This window comes from Pseudomonas sp. CH235 (genome assembly GCF_004368175.1).
Lineage (GTDB): Bacteria > Pseudomonadota > Gammaproteobacteria > Pseudomonadales > Pseudomonadaceae > Aquipseudomonas > Aquipseudomonas paraglycinae.
The window spans coordinates 89,641-107,750 of record NZ_RRZJ01000007.1 but is presented as its reverse complement, the minus strand read 5'-3'; the positions used below and the strand labels follow the sequence as shown (position 1 = coordinate 107,750).

Annotated in this window: 12 protein-coding genes; 1 reads left to right on the top strand and 11 read right to left on the bottom strand. The window is 58.4% G+C overall.

Going from position 1 to position 18,110, the window contains the following annotated elements; genetic code table 11:
• Positions 1–4: 4 nt before the first annotated feature.
• From miaA to EIY71_RS10215, 5 genes are read right to left on the bottom strand one after another with little or no spacing between them, the layout of a single operon-like run.
• Complete coding sequence (miaA, locus tag EIY71_RS10235; protein WP_085746507.1) at positions 5–976, bottom strand: tRNA (adenosine(37)-N6)-dimethylallyltransferase MiaA; 972 nt, start codon at positions 974–976, stop codon at positions 5–7.
• The gene (gene mutL, locus EIY71_RS10230) at positions 976–2,883 is read right to left on the bottom strand and encodes a DNA mismatch repair endonuclease MutL (RefSeq protein WP_085746506.1); all 1,908 of its coding nucleotides are present in this window, start codon (positions 2,881–2,883) and stop codon (positions 976–978) included. Before mutL ends, miaA begins: the two co-directional genes overlap by 1 nt.
• Positions 2,880–4,265 carry an N-acetylmuramoyl-L-alanine amidase gene (locus EIY71_RS10225; RefSeq protein ID WP_371857334.1) on the bottom strand — a complete coding sequence of 462 codons (1,386 nt, stop codon included), beginning with the start codon at positions 4,263–4,265 and terminating at the stop codon, positions 2,880–2,882. Before EIY71_RS10225 ends, mutL begins: the two co-directional genes overlap by 4 nt.
• 51 nt (positions 4,266–4,316) lie before the next feature.
• Complete coding sequence (gene tsaE, locus EIY71_RS10220) at positions 4,317–4,787, bottom strand: tRNA (adenosine(37)-N6)-threonylcarbamoyltransferase complex ATPase subunit type 1 TsaE (protein WP_007950729.1); 471 nt, start codon at positions 4,785–4,787, stop codon at positions 4,317–4,319.
• Positions 4,775–6,274: an NAD(P)H-hydrate dehydratase gene (locus EIY71_RS10215; protein ID WP_134021617.1), complete on the bottom strand. Its 1,500-nt coding sequence runs from the start codon at positions 6,272–6,274 to the stop codon at positions 4,775–4,777. Before EIY71_RS10215 ends, tsaE begins: the two co-directional genes overlap by 13 nt.
• A gap of 63 nt (positions 6,275–6,337) precedes the next feature.
• On the opposite strand from EIY71_RS10215, the gene queG reads away from it, so the two are divergent.
• Positions 6,338–7,408, top strand: coding sequence for a tRNA epoxyqueuosine(34) reductase QueG (gene queG / locus EIY71_RS10210; protein ID WP_085746503.1), 1,071 nt, complete (start codon positions 6,338–6,340; stop codon positions 7,406–7,408).
• 9 nt (positions 7,409–7,417) lie between these two features.
• Here the strand turns inward: queG and EIY71_RS10205 are convergent, their stop codons facing one another.
• From EIY71_RS10205 to orn, 6 genes are all read right to left on the bottom strand, one after another.
• Positions 7,418–8,908, bottom strand: a complete 1,491-nt coding sequence (locus EIY71_RS10205; RefSeq protein WP_085746502.1) for a leucine-rich repeat domain-containing protein — start codon at positions 8,906–8,908, stop codon at positions 7,418–7,420.
• Positions 8,909–9,251: 343 nt separating this feature from the next.
• A complete protein-coding gene (locus EIY71_RS10200; RefSeq protein WP_256661087.1) occupies positions 9,252–14,015 on the bottom strand; it encodes an RHS repeat-associated core domain-containing protein in 4,764 nt (1,587 codons plus the stop codon).
• Positions 14,016–14,106: 91 nt separating this feature from the next.
• The gene (locus tag EIY71_RS10195; RefSeq protein ID WP_134021615.1) at positions 14,107–15,051 is read right to left on the bottom strand and encodes a hypothetical protein; all 945 of its coding nucleotides are present in this window, start codon (positions 15,049–15,051) and stop codon (positions 14,107–14,109) included.
• A gap of 410 nt (positions 15,052–15,461) precedes the next feature.
• On the bottom strand, positions 15,462–16,493 hold the full coding sequence (locus EIY71_RS10190; protein WP_102686785.1) for a hypothetical protein: 1,032 nt from the start codon (positions 16,491–16,493) through the stop codon (positions 15,462–15,464).
• Between the two features lie 297 nt (positions 16,494–16,790).
• Positions 16,791–17,402 (bottom strand): trimeric intracellular cation channel family protein, encoded by a 612-nt coding sequence (locus EIY71_RS10185; RefSeq protein ID WP_102716963.1) that lies wholly within the window; start codon positions 17,400–17,402, stop codon positions 16,791–16,793.
• Positions 17,403–17,485: 83 nt separating this feature from the next.
• Positions 17,486–18,028, bottom strand: a complete 543-nt coding sequence (gene orn / locus EIY71_RS10180; protein ID WP_102716962.1) for an oligoribonuclease — start codon at positions 18,026–18,028, stop codon at positions 17,486–17,488.
• Positions 18,029–18,110 lie beyond the last annotated feature (82 nt).

Below are 18,110 nucleotides of genomic sequence, written 5' to 3'. Positions count from 1 at the left end.
GGACTCAGCTCAATATGGAGATCGTCCCAAGGTATTTCAAGGCGCGTGGCAGATTGTCGCAATCCAGACTGTCGAGCCAGTGTAAATCTTTCCAGCTGCGCAGCCAGGTGAACTGGCGTTTGGCCAATTGGCGCGTGGCGATGATGCCCCGCTCCTGCATCTCGGCCGACGTCAGCTTGCCATCCAGGAAGTCCCAGACCTGGCGGTAGCCTACCGCACGTATAGACGGCAACCCGGCATGCAGGTCACTTCTATTACGCAGGGCTACGACCTCGTCGATGAATCCCTGTTCCAGCATATTTGTGAATCTTTGTTTAATGCGCTCGTGCAGTACCTGCCGATTAGTTGGAGCAATCGCCAGGTTCGCGACAGTATAGGGCAATTGTTGCAGTCCCGATGCGGCCGCTTCGGTACTTTGTACAGATTGTTTCAGCCGCAGTTCAGTCATGCTCTGACCGCTGACCCGGTAAACTTCCAGCGCACGACTCAGTCGTTGTGGATCGTTCGGATGAATGCGTGCCGCAGACTCCGGATCGATGACCGCCAGTTGATCGTGCAGGGCCTGCCAGCCAAGGCGTGCAGCCTCTTCTTCGATTTGCGCGCGAACCTCGGGATCGGCCGCCGGCATGTCCGCCAGACCTTCGATCAAAGCCTTGTAATAGAGCATCGTGCCGCCCACCAGCAGCGGAATTTTTCCGCGTGCGGTGATCTCGGCCATGGCCTGGAGCGCATCGCGGCGGAAATCCGCTGCCGAATAGGCTTCGGCCGGGTCGAGAATGTCGATCAACCGGTGCGGAAACTCGGCCAGCAGTTCTTTGGACGGTTTGGCGGTGCCGATGTCCATGCCGCGATAGACCAGCGCCGAATCGACGCTGATCAGCTCGCACGGCAGTACCTTGGTCAGCTCGATGGCCAGATCGGTCTTGCCCGCAGCGGTCGGGCCCATCAGGAAAATCGCTGGAGGAAGCTGGCTCATCAACGACCGCGCAGGAACAGTTTGTCCAGATCGTCCAGGCCCAGTTGGGTCCAGGTCGGTCGGCCATGGTTGCATTGACCGCTGCGCTCGGTATTTTCCATGTCGCGCAGCAGGCCGTTCATTTCCGGCAGGGCCAGGCGCCGGTTGGCGCGGATCGCGCCGTGGCAGGCCATGGTGCCGAGCAATTCGTTCAGATGTGCCTGGATCCGGTCGCTGGTGCCGTATTCCATCAAGTCCGACAGCACATCACCCACCAGACGGTTGGCTTCGGCCTGCTTGAGCAGGGCCGGGATCTGCCGGATGGCCAGGGTTTCCGGGCCAAGGCGCTGCAATTCAAAACCGAGGCGCTGGAACCACGCCGCATGTTCTTCGGCGCAATCGGCCTCGCGCTGACTGACCGCCAGGGATTCCGGCACCAGCAAAGGCTGACCGCTAAGGCCTTCGCTGGCCATGGCGATCTTCAGACGCTCGTACATGATGCGCTCGTGAGCGGCGTGCATGTCCACCAAAACCAGGCCTTGGGCGTTCTCGGACAGAATGTAGATGCCCTTGAGCTGCGCCAGCGCATAGCCCAGCGGCGGAATGTCTTCCTGACCGGCTGGCAATGCATTGGCGTTGGCCTCGGGCAGCGGCGCAAAAAACTCGCGGTACGCGGCCTGGGCCTCGGCTACCGGCACGCTCGATTGCGGACGCGGCGTGTATTGATACTGATAAGCCCCGCCAGCGCTGGCACCCGACGAGGTATTGAACGCCGGTTGCGCCTGCGGTTGCTCCAGCAACGCATTGGCCGCCAGACGCATTTCGCCCTGCGGCCCGAACTCACCGGCTTCAAGGCCGGTTGGCCGGACGATCGCGGTGGTGACCGAACCGGCAAGCTGATCTTCCGGCCGCACATCGCCGAGGGCACGGTGCAAGGTGCCATAAAGGAAGTCATGCACCATGCGCCCGTCACGGAAGCGCACTTCGTGTTTGGTCGGGTGTACGTTGACGTCTACTGCTGCCGGGTCGACCTCGAAAAACAGCGCGAACGTCGGGTGCCGGCCATTGAACAGCACATCGCGATAAGCCTGACGCACCGCGTGGGCCACCAGTTTGTCGCGCACCGCACGGCCGTTGACGAAGAAATACTGCAAGTCCGCCTGACTGCGGTTGAAGGTCGGCAGACCGACCCAACCCCACAAATGCAGGCCATTGCGCTCGATCTCGATCGGCAACGCCTGCTCAAGGAAGCCCGAACCGCAGATCGCCGCCACACGCCGTGCGCGCGCCGCGTCATCGTGGGCTTCGTGCAGGCTGAGGATGGTCTTGCCGTTGTGACGCAGATGGAACGCCACGTCGAAACGCGCCAGCGCCAGACGCTTGATCACTTCTTGCAGGTGATCGAATTCGGTTTTTTCAGTCTTGAGGAATTTGCGTCGCGCCGGGGTGTTGAAGAACAGGTCACGGACTTCCACCGACGTGCCGACCGGGTGCGCCGCCGGCTGCACGCGGGGCGCCATGTCACGGCCTTCGGTCTCGACCTGCCAGGCCTGATCGGCATCTCGGGTGCGCGAGGTCAGGGTCAGACGTGCCACGGAGCTGATCGATGCCAAAGCCTCGCCCCGAAAACCCAGGCTCATTACTTGCTCAAGGTCTTCCAGGTTGCGGATCTTGCTGGTGGCGTGACGCGCCAGGGCCAGCGGCAGGTCATCGGCGGAAATACCGCTGCCGTCGTCACGCACACGCAGCAGTTTGACGCCGCCCTGTTCAACATCGACGTCGATACGTTTGGCGCCGGAGTCGAGGCTGTTTTCCAGCAGCTCCTTGATCACCGAGGCCGGGCGTTCGACCACCTCACCGGCGGCGATCTGGTTCGCCAGCCGCGGGCTGAGCAGTTCGATGCGCGCAGCGTTCAGGACCTGATTCATTCTTTGGACGCCAGTTCGGTGCCGGGAATGGTCAGGTGCTGACCGACTTTCAGATCATCGCTTTTCAGATTGTTGGCGCTGCGCAACGTGGCCGGCGAAATCTGGTAACGCACGGCAATCATCGCCACGGTTTCACCCGGACCTACCCGGTGATCACGCGGCCCCTGAGCAATCTTGCCCGAATCACGCAGCCAGGCGATGTAAGTGCCCGGTGGCGGATTCTGCTGGAAGAACTGACGCACGCCGCTGCTGATCGAACGCGCCAGCGCCTGCTGGTGGCTCGCTGCCGAGAGTTTGTTTGCTTCGTTGGCGTTGGAGATGAAGCCGGTTTCCACCAGGATCGACGGGATGTCCGGCGATTTCAGCACCATGAACCCGGCCTGTTCCACGCGCTGTTTGTGCAGCGGGGTGACCCGGCCAATGTTGGTCAGGACTTTCTGGCCGACGTTGAGGCTGGAGGTCAGCGAGGCGGTCATCGACAGGTCGAGCAGAACGCCGGCCAGCATCCGGTCCTTGTCATCGAGACTGACGTTGCCGGCACCGCCGATCAGGTCGGAACGGTTTTCGCTGTCGGCCAGCCAACGGGCGGTTTCCGAAGTGGCGCCACGGTCGGACAGGGCGAACACCGACGCACCGAACGCGGCCGCAGACGGCGCGGCGTCGGCGTGGATCGAGACGAACAGGTCGGCGCCCTTCTTGCGAGCAATCTCGGTACGGCCGCGCAGCGGGATGAAGTAGTCGCCGGTACGGGTCAGTTCGGCGCGGAAGCCTTTCATGCCGTTGACCTGACGCTGCAACTCGCGGGCGATCTGCAGTACCACGTCTTTCTCGCGCTGACCGCGAGAACCGGACGCACCCGGGTCTTCGCCACCGTGGCCGGCGTCGATCACCACAATGATGTCGCGCTTGCCGGCCGGGGCCGGTGGCAGTTTGATCGCAGGCTCGGCCGGGGTGACCGGCACCGCAGGCACGGTCGCAACCGTTGGGGTCGGCGCAGGTGTCGGCGGTGGTGCGGCGTCAGCCGGGTTGTCGAACAGATCGACCACCAGACGGTTGCCATATTGCGCATTCGGCGCCAGCGAGAAACTTTTCGGGGTGACGGCTTTTTTCAGGTCGATGACCACCCGCAGGTCGGTCGGCGTACGTTGTGCCGAGCGCATGGCGGTGATCGGCGTATTGGCGGTCTGCACATTCAGCGGCGCGCCGAGGGTGGCGCCGTTGATGTCGATCACCAGACGATCCGGCGCGGTCAGCGTGAAGACGCTGTGTTGCACCGGGCCTGTCAGGTCGAACACCAGTCGCGTGTTGTCCGGCGCCCGCCACAGGCGCACGCTGTTGACCTTCGTCTCGGCCACAGCGTTGACGGTTACTGCCATCAACATCAGTCCAGCGGCAGCCACCAACGCGCGAAAGCGCATACCTAACCCCATCATTCAATTGGTTTCCAATGCCAAAGCGGCACACCAGGCCTCGCCGCGCGAGCCCTGGGATAAAATGGTCAGCGAACGTCCGCTGTCTTGCGGGCTAATGGTAATGGTCAGGTCAGGCTTTGGCAAAAAGCCTGCACCTTTATCGGGCCATTCGATCAGGCACAGGGCGTCGTCTTCGAAATAGTCGCGAATCCCGAGAAACTCCAGCTCTTCCGGATCGACCAGGCGATACAGGTCGAAGTGAAACGCCCGGACGTCACCGATCTCGTAGGGCTCGACCAACGTGAAGGTCGGACTTTTCACCGCCCCGACGTGCCCCAGGCCGCGAATGATGCCCCGCGACAGCGTGGTTTTGCCCATCCCGAGGTTGCCTTCGAGAAAGATCAGACCATGGCCCTGGGTGATACGGGCGATGCGTGCGCCAAAGTCGCTCATGGCCTGTTCATCGGCCAGGTACAGGGTTACTTCAGACACGGTGCATGCTCCTCCAACAACTGACGAATGGCTGGAATCAGATCACTGGCCGCCAGCCCACGGCCGAATTTACCTTGTTGCGCCCCAGCGTTGGCGTGCAGCCAGACCGCCAGACAAGCCGCGTCGAAAGCTTTCATGTCCTGGGCCAGCAGCGCGCCGATCAGACCGGCCAATACATCGCCGAGCCCGGCGGTGGCCATGGCCGGATGGCCTTGATGACACAGCGCCAGACGACCATCGGGATGAGCAATCAGACTGCCTGCGCCTTTGAGCACCACCACCGCTGTATATTTTTTGCTCAATGCCAGCGCCGCCGCTGGACGATCGGCCTGCACCTCGGCGGTGCTGATCCCCAGCAGCCGCGCCGCCTCACCCGGATGCGGCGTGATCACGCAATCATTGGGCAGACTGACAAAACCGGAGGCCAGCAGGTTCAGTGCGTCGGCATCCCATACCTGCGGCAGCGAGGCATTGGCAGCGGCCGACAACAGCGCCCGCCCCCAACTCGCCTGCCCAAGCCCCGGCCCGACCACCAGCACGGACACTTTTTCCAGTAGCCCCATCAACTGATTGGCTGAAGAGGTGCCCAGCGCCATGGCTTCCGGCACCCGGCTCAACGCCGCCGGCACATGTTCCGGACGGGTCGCAAGTGACACCATACCGGCGCCACTGCGCAAAGCACTTTCGGTGCTCAACAGAATTGCCCCGCCAAAGCCGTGATCGCCGCCGATCAGCAGCACATGGCCGAAACGCCCCTTGTGCGCAGCCGGCGCACGGGCCGCCAGACGCGGCAGGTTAACCGCGTTGAGTCGTTGAGCGGCGGCAGGGATGTCACTGAAGTTTTCGGCCAAGGCCTGCAGATCGTTAAACAGCAGTTCGCCGACGTGATCCGCCGCCGCGCCCGTGAACAGCCCGAGCTTCAGGCCGATGAAAGTCACGGTGAGGTCAGCGCGCACCGCATCACCCAGCGCATGACCGGTATCGGCGCACAATCCGGAAGGGATATCGACCGCCACCACCGGCAGTCCGCTGGCATTGATCGCCGCAATCGCAGCGGCATAAGGCTCACGCACTTCGCCGCTCAGGCCGGTGCCCAGCAACGCGTCAACAACGATGCCGCGCAACTCGCAGGACACATCCCACGGGGCAATCGAGACGCTGTCGGCCACGGCTTCGGCGTGCGCCACGGCGGCATCGCCCTTCAAACGTTGCGGGTCGCCGACAGCCAGTACCTGAACCTGCCAACCCGCACGGTGGGCCAGCGCCGCCACCAGATAACCATCGCCGGCGTTGTTGCCGTGCCCGGCCAGCACCGTCAATTCATTCGCGGCCGGCCATTGGCGTACCAGTGCGCGCCAGGTGGCATGGGCGGCACGCTGCATCAATTCGAAGCCCGGCGTGCCGGCGGCGATCAGCCGTGCGTCGAGTTCGCGCACCTGCGCGGCACGGTACAGCGCGTCGGGTAATTGATCTTTAGTGTGCGGCATGCGTCTTCGGGCTCCGATGTCTGGCAGAATTATACGCACCTCAGCTCCGGTTTCTCTCGCCTCATGTCCGCCATCACCACAGATCTGCCTGCCCTCGCCCAATCCATCAAGGACTGGGGCCGCGAGCTGGGCTTCCAGCAAGTCGGCATCAGCGGTCTGGATCTGGCCGAGCATGAGCAGCACCTGCAACGCTGGCTCGAGGCCGGCTACCACGGCGAAATGGATTACATGGGCGCCCACGGCAGCAAACGCTCGCACCCCGAAGAGCTGGTGCCGGGCACCTTGCGCGTAGTCTCACTGCGCATGGACTACCTGCCGGGCGACACGCAAATGGCGCAATTGCTGGCAAAACCGGAAAAGGCCTACATCTCGCGTTATGCCTTGGGCCGCGATTATCACAAGTTGATCCGTAAACGCGTTCAACAACTGGCGGACAGGATTCAATCCGAGATCGGCCCGTTCGGCTTCCGCGCCTTCGTCGACAGTGCGCCGGTGCTGGAAAAGGCCATCGCCGAACAGGCCGGGCTGGGCTGGATCGGCAAAAACACCCTGGTCCTGAACCGCAAGGCCGGCAGTTACTTCTTTCTCAGCGAGCTGTTCGTCGACCTGCCCCTGCCGGTGGATGAACCCCACAGCACCGAACACTGCGGACGCTGCACCGCGTGCCTCGACATCTGCCCGACCAACGCCTTCGTCGGCCCGTATGTGCTGGACGCGCGACGCTGCATTTCCTACCTGACCATCGAGCTGAAGAACGCCATCCCCGAAGACCTGCGACCGCTGATCGGCAACCGGGTGTTCGGCTGCGACGACTGCCAGATCTGCTGCCCGTGGAACCGCTTCGCCCGCCCGTCCGGCGAAAGCGATTTCAAGCCACGGCACAATCTGGACAATGCCGAACTGGCCGAGCTGTTCTTGTGGGATGAAGACAAATTCCTCAGCAGCACCGAGGGTTCGCCGTTGCGCCGCGCGGGTTACGAGCGTTGGCTGCGCAATCTGGCGGTGGGATTGGGTAACGCGCCTTCAACGATTCCGGTGCTGGAAGCATTGAAGGCGCGACGGGATCATCCGTCAGAGTTGGTTAGAGAACATGTGGAGTGGGCGTTGCGCCAGCATCTCGATGAAAGTACGTGATGCCCTCACTCACGAACTCTCCACACCACTGTCCTCACCTTCGAAGTCTAAAATCTGCGGTTGTATCTGGTTTTCTCCATCAACTTGAATCAGGACTCTCCTATCCAGGCCAGCGGCCTCGATATAGGCACTGACTCGCTGCAGAGTGGCCTCATCCAGCGGATTGTTTCGAAAGTTAAAATTGACCTGTTGAATATCCGGCACCTCAAAAAGTTCGTCTGGCAAGTGTTCAATTTCGTTATTGCGCAGATCGGCAAATGCCAGGCTTTCGCTTTCAAATAGCCCGACAGGCACCTCGTTCAGCCCCGTATCCGAGAGATAAAGACTGTCCAGGCGCCTCATGAATCTGAGGTCGGGCGACAGCCCGAGCGGGTTGTTGCTCAAGTCCAGCAGCGTCAGTTGTTCAATGTGGGCGAGGCCTTCGACGCTGGCTTCGGTGAGCCGTATGTCACAGTTGTCCAAGGTCAGCGTCACCAGTTCCCTCATCTGGTAAACCTCAACGGGAAACGATTTCAGGGCAAAGCCCGACAGGGTGAGATACCGCACACCCGGAAAACTCGCGAGAAAGGCGCTGTCTTCCAACGGGGCAGTGCTGGTCAGACTCAACTCGCGAACATGGCTGAAATCCGCCGACAAACGAGGCAGGCTGCCAAGTACATCGAGATCGTAATCCAGCGTCGATGGCGAATACGGATTGGCGCTGGTTGCCTTCCGGGACCAATTGTCCTGAAGTTCCTGTGCAAAACGCTCTCGGCTTGTTCTCTGCACGCCAATCTCGGTACTTGTCAGGGGCAACCCCGTGACCGGGTGCCGGGACGGCACCTGCCCGGCCCACGCGCCAAGATCCTTCAACAGAGTGAAGTATTCCGCTTCCAGCCGGGCCACTGCCAGCAGCGGATCACCCGTCAATCGCTCGCGGTGCATGGAAGTCCGAGCATCCTGGGCCATGGTCGGAAACAACGCTGCCAGACGCTCATCTACATTGCGCGCCAGCCCCGACGGGGCATCGCCTCGATCCAACGGGTTCCCTGATGCTATAGGGTGCCAGTACCTGCCCTCGGCGTCCGGCTCCATCAGCGGACCGGAAGCCTTGAGTTCTCTGGCGACCGTCGCGCGAAAAAGGCCGCTTTCGGTATCCCGAACCACTTGTACGAAATGATCGTCGGAAACAGCCACATACTGGCGCTGCTTGAACTCCCGAACGCCCTGCGCATCGACCTCGCCGAGATTTTTTCGGGCGGGCACCCGGTAGTCCGCGAAAGAAGTGGGCGAGGCAACTCCCGCTACTTCATTGATCGCGAAAAGCTCCACGCTCGGCCTGGGATTGGTTATCTGCGCCGTCGTGACAGGATCCGGCAGGAAAAGAGACGGTCGCGGATCCGGGCGATGCGGCAGGGCTGAGAGGGGAGAATCCCCTCTGGGCACACGATGAGAACCATCGGCAGCAGAGTCATTTATTTTGCTGGAGCCAGGTTTGATCCTGGGTGATTTGTCAGCCATGAAACTCTCATCCTTGAGATTGGGTTGCACTGATAACGGAGTGCTACGCGAACCGTATCGAACGCGCAGGTCAGGCAGCCAAACCTGAATTGTCTGGCCCTCGAAAAACCATCATACCGCCGTGCTTGCTGCGCACTGTCGTACATATGTCTACCGCATGAGCCTGCATGCTCACGCTGCAGCCTGGAGGCGCGTTGATTGCCTGATCAGTAAATTAAAGAGAAAAGGCGCCTTCAGCGATTCCTCTTGGAACCACCGAAGGCGCGACCGGATCATTCCTCAGAGTGTATCCGGCAAAAGCACGAGTGGGCGCTGCCCTCCCGGCCATGGCACGCCAGGCCCATCAAGCGCCTCGAACGGTATGACCAAACGCATGCATGGTTACCGTCCGGGTGTCATGGTTCGCAAAGAAAAACAGACGTGTGGCCTGGTTAAGCCTGATTTCCGTGTAACCCGTGTCATTGAAGTAACCTGGGTCGCGGAGCTGACGCGGGTTGGGAGACTTGAAAGGGACCATCTCATTGTAATAAGTCTTGCCCCCAAGACCATTTGCAGCTTCGCTTGGAGACTTTCCTCCGTCCTTGATTGCATCCTTGAAACGGAAGAATTTATCCCTTGAAATGTCATCAAGGTCTTCGAAGCCGGGAATGGCGCCTCTTCCTGTTTTTTGACCATCTACCGTCCCTCTGAAGCCCTGTGTCTTGTATGTCCATTTTCGTGGACCTGCGCTCGTTCCCGAAGTGCTTCGCCCCCCCATTCCACTCGCCATGGCTCTGGCGGCCTCGCGAGGATTAGTGCTCAACCCTGACTTGAAAGCCCCCGCCAACCTGCTGGCACCTTTGATAGCCTGACCCGCCAGGCCGGCGCCAAGGGATGCCAACCCAAGTCCCAGACTGATGTAGCCAAGGACGTCACCCGCCGAAGAATCCGGGGCCAGTTCATGAGCCAGCTCGCTGGCGATAGCGGTAACACCCGAGGCGACTCCCAGCCCGATGGCCAGCACACCGAGTGGCGAGGCCGCTCCCAGCGTCAGAAAACTCACCGCAATCCCCAGTGCTGCTAGCGCAACCCCGGCAATCGACTGCCAGGAAACATGCCCCGTAGGATCCACTCGGTTAACCGGATCGCCAAGGCAATACGCGTAAGCATTCAAGCCGCCTGCATCGAACGGACTCAGGCTGTCCGGGCTGATGAAGCGCATCAGTGTCGGGCTGTAGGCCCGGTAACCATTGCCCAGCAGATACAGACCGGTGACCTCATCCAGTTGCTCGCCATTGAAACCCGCCTGACTGAACAGGCCTCCCTCGACAGGCCGATGCCCGTAGGGACTGTAGGCGCTGTCGAGCGATTGTTCGCCATGCGAGCGACTCAGCACGCTCTGCTGCTGGTCAGCCCCGAAAAGCCGGATACCCGCATCCGCTCCCAGTTGCTGCTGTCCCAATATCAGACGGCCATGTCGCACGACACTGCGTGATTCAGGACCACTGACTTCGTTGCTCATTTTGTTGTGGTGATAGAAGCGCTGCACCGCCGACTTTCCGGATTGCGACAGCTCGACCAGCCGATCGAAGCCGTCGTATCGGTAACCACGCAGGACCTCCCCACGTGAATCGATAACCTGAGTCAGGCGGCCAAACGTGTCGTAGGCCAGAGTACGGCCCTTATCGTCCTTGATCATCCGGCCGTTGGCGTCGTATTCCAGGGTGACCGGTGCCGGATAGTCGGCATGAGAATGTTGAACCCCGACCAACTGGGCCGGATCCTGTTCGCTGAAACTGAACGTCGTCACGTTGACACCCAGAGGGAACGTGGTTTGCAAGGAGAGAATGTTATCCAGCGCATCGAACGTGAATGTTTGCTGGATAATTTCCTTGCCATAAGGGTCCCGCGGTCGCTGGATCCCTTCACAGTCGTACTGGATGAGTCGACCGCGTGCATCGTAAGAAAACCGCTCATCGCGCAACACCATGAAGCCGCGTTTGAGAACCTTCTGCGCCAGCTTGCCCGTCACGGTGTAACTGGAGCTCAGCGTTTGAGAGGGTAACCCGTTGACTTCAAAACGGCGGGTCAGCTCACGACCGATATCATCGTAGGTCAGATGCGTGAGGATATGATGCCCGGACAGGGTATCCCGGGTTTCGATCCGCTCAAGCAAACCAGCCTTGCCATAGAAGTATCGAGTTTCTATCGGGCCTTGCCTGTGCAAGGTTTCGCGCCCCCAGATGTCGTACTCGGTTTTGTGCCGCGTGCCCGATACGTCCACGTGTTCCAGAGGGCGCCCCGCCAGCGAGTAGGTATGGGAGGTCGTCCGGCGCTGCCCGTCAAAGCGGGTTGTTTCCGACTTCAGACGCCCGGACGGAAAGTACTCGAACAGATTCTCACGTCCTTGCTCGACGCAACTTTCCATTCTGCCGTTTCGTTCATCGTAGGTGAAACGGGTAAGCCCTCCGCCTCCTGTTAGCGCTTTGCGCTCAGTCAAGGCGCCACCCGGACCCGATGAATAAACAAACTCGGTCGTTTCCCCTGCCGCACTCGTGTGCGATGTGGGCTGAGTCTTGCCGGCCGGATAAACTGCAACTGACTTGCGCCCGCCCACCGAAAGCTCGGTCAGCCGATTCAAACCATCGAAGACTTGCTGCCCCAACAGTTTCCCGGCGACTCTGATGGCGACCGGCAAAACCTCGGTGCTGTGGAAAGCAAAGTCGGTCTGCACCGCATGCCCGTCCGGCAAAACACTGCGAAACAGTCGATCGTACGTATCGTACTCATAACCGGTCCTGTTCCCGGCGGGGTCGGTTTGACTGATCGTTCGACCCAATCCGTCGTACTCAAAGACGGTTTTGCCAAGGCTTTGCGCCTTGAGGTCGAAGACTTCAAGGCTGTCCGGCTTGCCGAAGGCATTGAAGACAGTGACAGTTTTACCCAGGCCTTGCTGCCAGCGCTTCTGCTGGCGAGCCACCGGGTCGAACTCGTTATACTCGACTCGCCCGTCGGCATGGCGAGTCTCCTTGATCTGACCCCAGTTGTCGTAAAACACCTGCGATTTCACAGGACGTGCAACACCGTCCCACCAGTCGGTGCGGGTCTGCTCAGTCAGTCGTCCGACCCCATCATGGAGCGCGGCATAGACCGCTCGCATCGGAAATGAGCCTGCCGGATCCGGGTTGTCGCAATCCTTTTCTTCAACGCCTATGACCCTCCCCAACGCGTCATAGGTAACTTTTTGCATGCCTCCCGACGGATCGGTCAGAACCACCGTGGCCGGCACGTCTACCTTGGCCGTTTCGTGACGCCATTGATACGAAGCAACATTCGTCGTGCCAGAGACAAGCGTCTTGCGTACACGACGTCCAAGCTTGTCGTATTCGAATGTAACCACACTGTCGTCAGCATCGCGCTCGGACAGCGTCAAACCACTCAGGGTGGAAAGCGTTTGCTCGGTCGAACTCGCTGTACCGTCGAACCCCTGCAAGGTTGTCTTCAGCCGCAAGGAGAAATCGTCGGTCGTGTAGGCATGCTTGATACAAGTCGTCGTGCCGTTGCGAGTGACCTTCTGCTGCTCCAGGAGGCCGTGTGTAAGAGGGTTGTCCGGTGTTTCCAGATAAGTCAGCGCAAGGGTCGAACGAAGAACTTCGCGATCTGCGACCCACTCGAAAGATTTTTCCTCGACAGGCACCACACTGGCCAGCGTCCCGCCCTTGAGCACGGAGAGCAAGGCATAGCGATAACGCGTGACGATGGACGCACCGCCACCCGTCGCGGGAGCCACGGTTTTTTGCTTCAGGAAGCGGACAAACTCCAGCGGATCCGCTGGACAATCCGGTGTCTGGGTCGCCGGATAGTATTCAAACCGCGTTGTCACCCCGTCCGCCCCGACCTGTTTGAGCAGGTTGCCGATGGCATCGTATTCAGTGACAGAGGCCTCGGAACGCTTCTCTTTTGTCGTCAGGTCCTCGTAAGTCAGGGTCTGGACTTCAGGCATCCGGAACTGCGCGGGCTGCTGGGTGAAAGGCAGTCTCACGTCACAGTAGTACCGCGTTGCAACTGTTGTTTGCGCATTACCGCAAGTGGTCACCTCGGAGATCAACAAATGGAACTTGTTGTAGGTTCGCTTGATACGGGTGTGGACTTTGTTCCCGACAATCAGCCGCTCTTCGCTGGAGTACTGATAGCCCCCCACGGCGCGGAAAAGAGGATCGCCATCGTCCTGGGGATCCGCTGCAACGCCGTGCCCAAGGTAATTATGGTCCGAATAGGTGTAGATCTTGCTGACCTTCGGTTGCCCGTATCTGGCGTAAATATCGTGGGCAATGACGCAAGGCAGGCTTTGATCACCCTCGACGGTCGGAAATAGATGGCCGACTTCCTTGTAGCGAATGTTTTCCACGGCACCCAGGGGCGATTCAACTCGGGTCAGATAACCGTCTGCGTACTGCAGCTTCCAGCCCCCACCTTCCGGCAAATCGATGGCGTTGACCTGATCGTTTCTGAGCGTCAGAGCAAACTCAGCGCTGGAGGGCGTCTCCGGATGCCGGGTCAGAATCACCCTTGTGTCTTTGCGGGCGATCTTGAGCAACGTTCTTTGGAAGTCGCTGATCTCGATCAGCATCGGCTGCTCATTGAACGTCCTGTACTTCAGGGAAATACTCACGCCATTGGCTGCGAATATCGTCTCGGGAACCGCGATGTTGGTCGCCCCATGGACCCTGAGCACTTCACGTCGACCATCCTTGTATCGGATCTCGTATCGTCCATCAGCAGTTTTCAGAACCTTGGCGCTTTCCAGCTTCATTTCCTTGAAATGCAAGGCTCCCCGCGACTCGACAGCTTTGTAGCGCTCGCCGCTGGAGAACGTCATAACCTTACTGCGCAAGTCATAATGGGTGATCGACAAGGACCAGCCAGCGCCATAACCGGCATTGCGCGAATTCAACGGATTGAAATTCAGCGCAAGATTGAATGAAGGGCCGTTGAGGTCGACGGACTGAATAGACCCAAGGGATAACGAACAGGTATAAACGCCGGTTCTGGGATCGACCCCGCCGGCTACAAAATCACCAAAATTGAATGCATTCGAATGCACGGACTCCGGAGAGTGGTTACTCATAACTAACATCCTGTCATTTATTTGCGACAAACTGTTTGCGCAAGAAGATTGCAGAGCAACGCCAAGAGAGCGTCAAATTGAAAAATGCATTTCAACTTAATGTGAATGACCGATTTGCAATATCCGGGTTTATACGTATCCGATGTTCGGTGCCATACTCGTCGTAGACATTTAGATCCAGAAACTCCCGGCGTATCACCTTACTTTGGAGTTCTGCTGTTATATGGCTGATTATCGAGATCGTACCGGGATCCTGACGCAACGTCCGAAAGCCACTCGGCGTGCGCGCGGTCACCTGATCGCTGAAAGCAGGACCGATGTAACCGATATAACTTCTCAAACCGGCCGACACTTTTGTTGCATCGCCGGAATAGAAAAACTCGCTTGCATATTCGGTTTCCTGCTGTACCGTCCCGCTGGACCATTCGAGCAAATGAATCAGACGACCTTCTGCGTTTAAGGTCAGACTGTGCTGCTCCATCCTTTCAAACAGACCTGGCCGATCCAGCACCCTTGTCCTGGCCAGCATGAAATTGGCGATCGGATATTGCCTGGGTGAGATGGCCTCCAAGGTGATACTGCTGTCGCGGCCGTCCTGGCCGTTGCTTCGATACCTTTTGCCATCCAGGATGACCTCGGCAGCAATCTGCATCGACCCCGAGCGACTGCTGGAAACCCAGTACTCAAAAACCTGGACGACCTCCGAAGGGTCGGACAATCGATTGCCGGCGGCAGGCACCAATGGCGAGACCCGTGCGTGCCCCCCCTTAATGTCGTGGGCAAAATGATTCTCCCGGGAGCTCGCTGTCCAGTCACCTGTCAGCGGTGCGGCGGAGTTATAGTCAATCAACCGAAGTGTCTCCAGAGCAGAGTGGCCATGGAGCGAAACAGCGTTGCCTTGCGCATCTTCACCAGAAATCAGCACCAACACCCGAATCTGCATGCGACCGTTGGCATAAAGTGCATTATGGCGAATGGCCGCCGAAGAATCGAACTTCACTTCAATACGCTGGATAATCAAACCTTCTTCAGACATATCAAACCCCTTAAACAAAAAAGTTATCGCGAAGCTTGAATAGCATTCACGCCAACTCATTGATACACGCTCCAAAAACAAATAAAACAGACAACCAGTGACAACATGTAATCACACACAATGAAACAACGATAAACTCACTTCCGACTCTGAACTGCTCAATACCCTCTTCAACAAACGGACATTTAATTACGCACAATAAAAAACCGTTTTCCCGCAATCATTTAAAACTGCGAGAAAACGGCTAAATTAACCGTAGCAACAAATCGGGCGATATCAGAAAACCAAGCGCGCGCTGCCACGCGCACCTCCAATCTATAAAGGTGTCGGCACCGCTGTATATTTAATTGGCAAGGTCGGATCCTTTTCGACGAAAAGAACTCAAGTAGTGAATGCACCTCGCCGCAGACTCATCCCCGTTCCAGAAAGAACTCACGCTTTTCAGAGTTGGTCCGAATGGCCAACTTGTGCTCCGTGCCATACTGGTCGATTGCGACAAAGGGAAACACGCCATCCGCACTGGATTCGGCCGCCGTATATGCGAACTCGGAAAGTGCTTGCACGACGGTCAACTCGCCGTGACGATCATTGACTCTGACGACATACTCTTTGATCTTTGCCGAAGAGTCCAGAGCGTGATCTCGAAATATATAATTTACAAAGGTATTGTCATTAACAGGTAGCGCAACAGTGACATCAGTTTTATTCGGCCTTACCAGAATCCCCTTCAAATAGTTGGTTTTCGACGCATATATCCAGTTGCCATAGGCAAACTTGACATCATCCGTACCTTTCGAAGAAACCCAGTCCACCAGTTTGATCTGCTGTCCCTGATAAACAAGTCCGAGATAGTAGTTCCAGATCCGGTTTCCCGGCTCCTCATTGCCTCGTCTGTTCGAAGTCCAGCGAAACTGTTCTACCGAGTAGGTAACCGGCACCTGAGCGTCCAGAGTGACACTGCTGTCCTGAAAACCGGAAAGACCGGTTCCATTGCTTCGGATAGTTGCCCCGTTCAAAGAAACACTTGCCGCGATTTGCGTCGTGCCGCTACCCGAGGACGATACCCAGAATGTGCGCACTTGCGGGTGGATACCATCATCCGGCTCATCGTCAGAGGGTTGTGCTGCATCCTGTATCACCGGCGCTTCCAGCGTAAATCGACCTTGTTCGGTACTGGCACTCCAGCCATCGCGCAAGGTTCTCCCGGTGTTGTAGTGAATAAGTTCAACCGTATTCATGACTTCTGCTGGAACCAGAATGCGATCCCCGTTTCCATCATAACCCGATACCAGCACCTGAACCTTTACTTGCATACGGCCGTTGCCGTACAGCACTTTACTTCGCGTTAATGACGAAGAGTCGAACTTCACCTTCAAGTCGATATTGTCCAGCCTTTCAGGATGGATCAACTGGTTTCCTGATACTTCGTTAAGCTCACTCATATTTTTACTCCTTGTGTTTGACGTCATTCCATACCTCGCAAAGCAAACGCGAAGTGAGACATGAATAACATGCAACCACAAACCGGCAAAAATTTAAATGTAAGAACCTGTAGCTAAAATGAAAGCAGAATCAGCAATTTGAAAAACCCGGCCACATTACCTCCGAGATACATTCATCATGAAATGTAAGTTCGAAAGAAAAAAACCACGAAGAACGTAAAGCAGCGCACTCGGCAACACAGATAGCGAAAAAATCATTCGCTGGTAGAACAGCTACGAATTCATTTGCGCAAGGTCTCAATGTTCGTCGTTATAAACGAACTTCGGCATTTCCCAATGAAAACGAATCGCCAGCAGGCGCAACAGGAAGCCACCAAACAGCGTGATCAGAATCGCCTGCTCGCCCGGCACGTTCAGGAACAGACACAGCATGTAGCACCAGGCCGCAGCGAACGAGACGCTGGCGTACAGCTCACGGCGGAAGATCAGCGGGATGTCGTTGCAGAAGATATCGCGCAGGATGCCGCCGAACACGCCTGTGATCACACCGCTGACCGAGGCCACCAGCATGCCGTGGCCCATTTCCAGGGCGGTCATGCAGCCGATCAGGGTGAACGCCACCAGACCGACCGCGTCGAGCACGAGAAACAGCGAGCGCAGATGGCGCATCCAGCGAGCCGTGAACACGGTGATCATCGCCGCGACTGTGGTCAGTATCAGATATTCCGGGTGTTTGACCCAGGTCAGCGGGTAATGCCCGAGCAGCACGTCGCGCACCGAACCACCACCCAATGCCGTGACGCAGGCGATCAGCACCACGCCGAACCAGTCCATGCCGCGACGGCCCGCAGACAGGGCGCCGGTCATGGCTTCGGCAGTAATGGCGACGAGATAGAGCATCAGCAACATGGTGGCGATCCTGGCAGGAAGGCGCGCAGTCTACTCACTTCACCGAGGCACCAAAAGAGGGCGCCCCGGCGTGGGTGCCGATCTCAGAACTTGATGAAATGCTTGCGGTAGTGCTGCAGCTCGGCGATGGACTCGCGGATGTCATCCAGCGCCAGGTGGGTGCTGCCTTTCTTGAAGCTGTCGCGCACCTCCGGCGCCCAGCGCGCGGCCAGTTCCTTGAGTGTGGAGACGTCGAGGTTGCGGTAGTGGAAGTAGCTTTCCAGCGACTTCATGTGGGTATAAAGGAAGCGACGATCCTGGCAGATGCTGTTGCCACAGATCGGCGACTTGCCCTTCGGCACCCACTTTTCGAGGAAGGCGATGGTTTCGGCTTCAGCCTCGGCCATGCTCACGCGGCTTTCACGCACGCGCTGGGTCAGGCCGGAGTTGCCGTGAGTGCGGGTGTTCCACTCATCCATGCGGGCGAGGACTTCGTCGCTGTGGTGGATGGCGATCACCGGGCCTTCGGCCAAGGTGTTCAGGTCACTGTCGGTGACGATGGTGGCCATTTCGATGATCACGTCGTTTTCCGGATCGAGACCGGTCATTTCCAGGTCGATCCAGATCAGATTCTGCGGGTTTTGCATATTTCGGCTCCTGAGCAATGCTGCGCAGTTTAGCCTAGGCAGCCTGCCGGGCGTGCTAAACTCGCGGCCGTTTTACCTAATC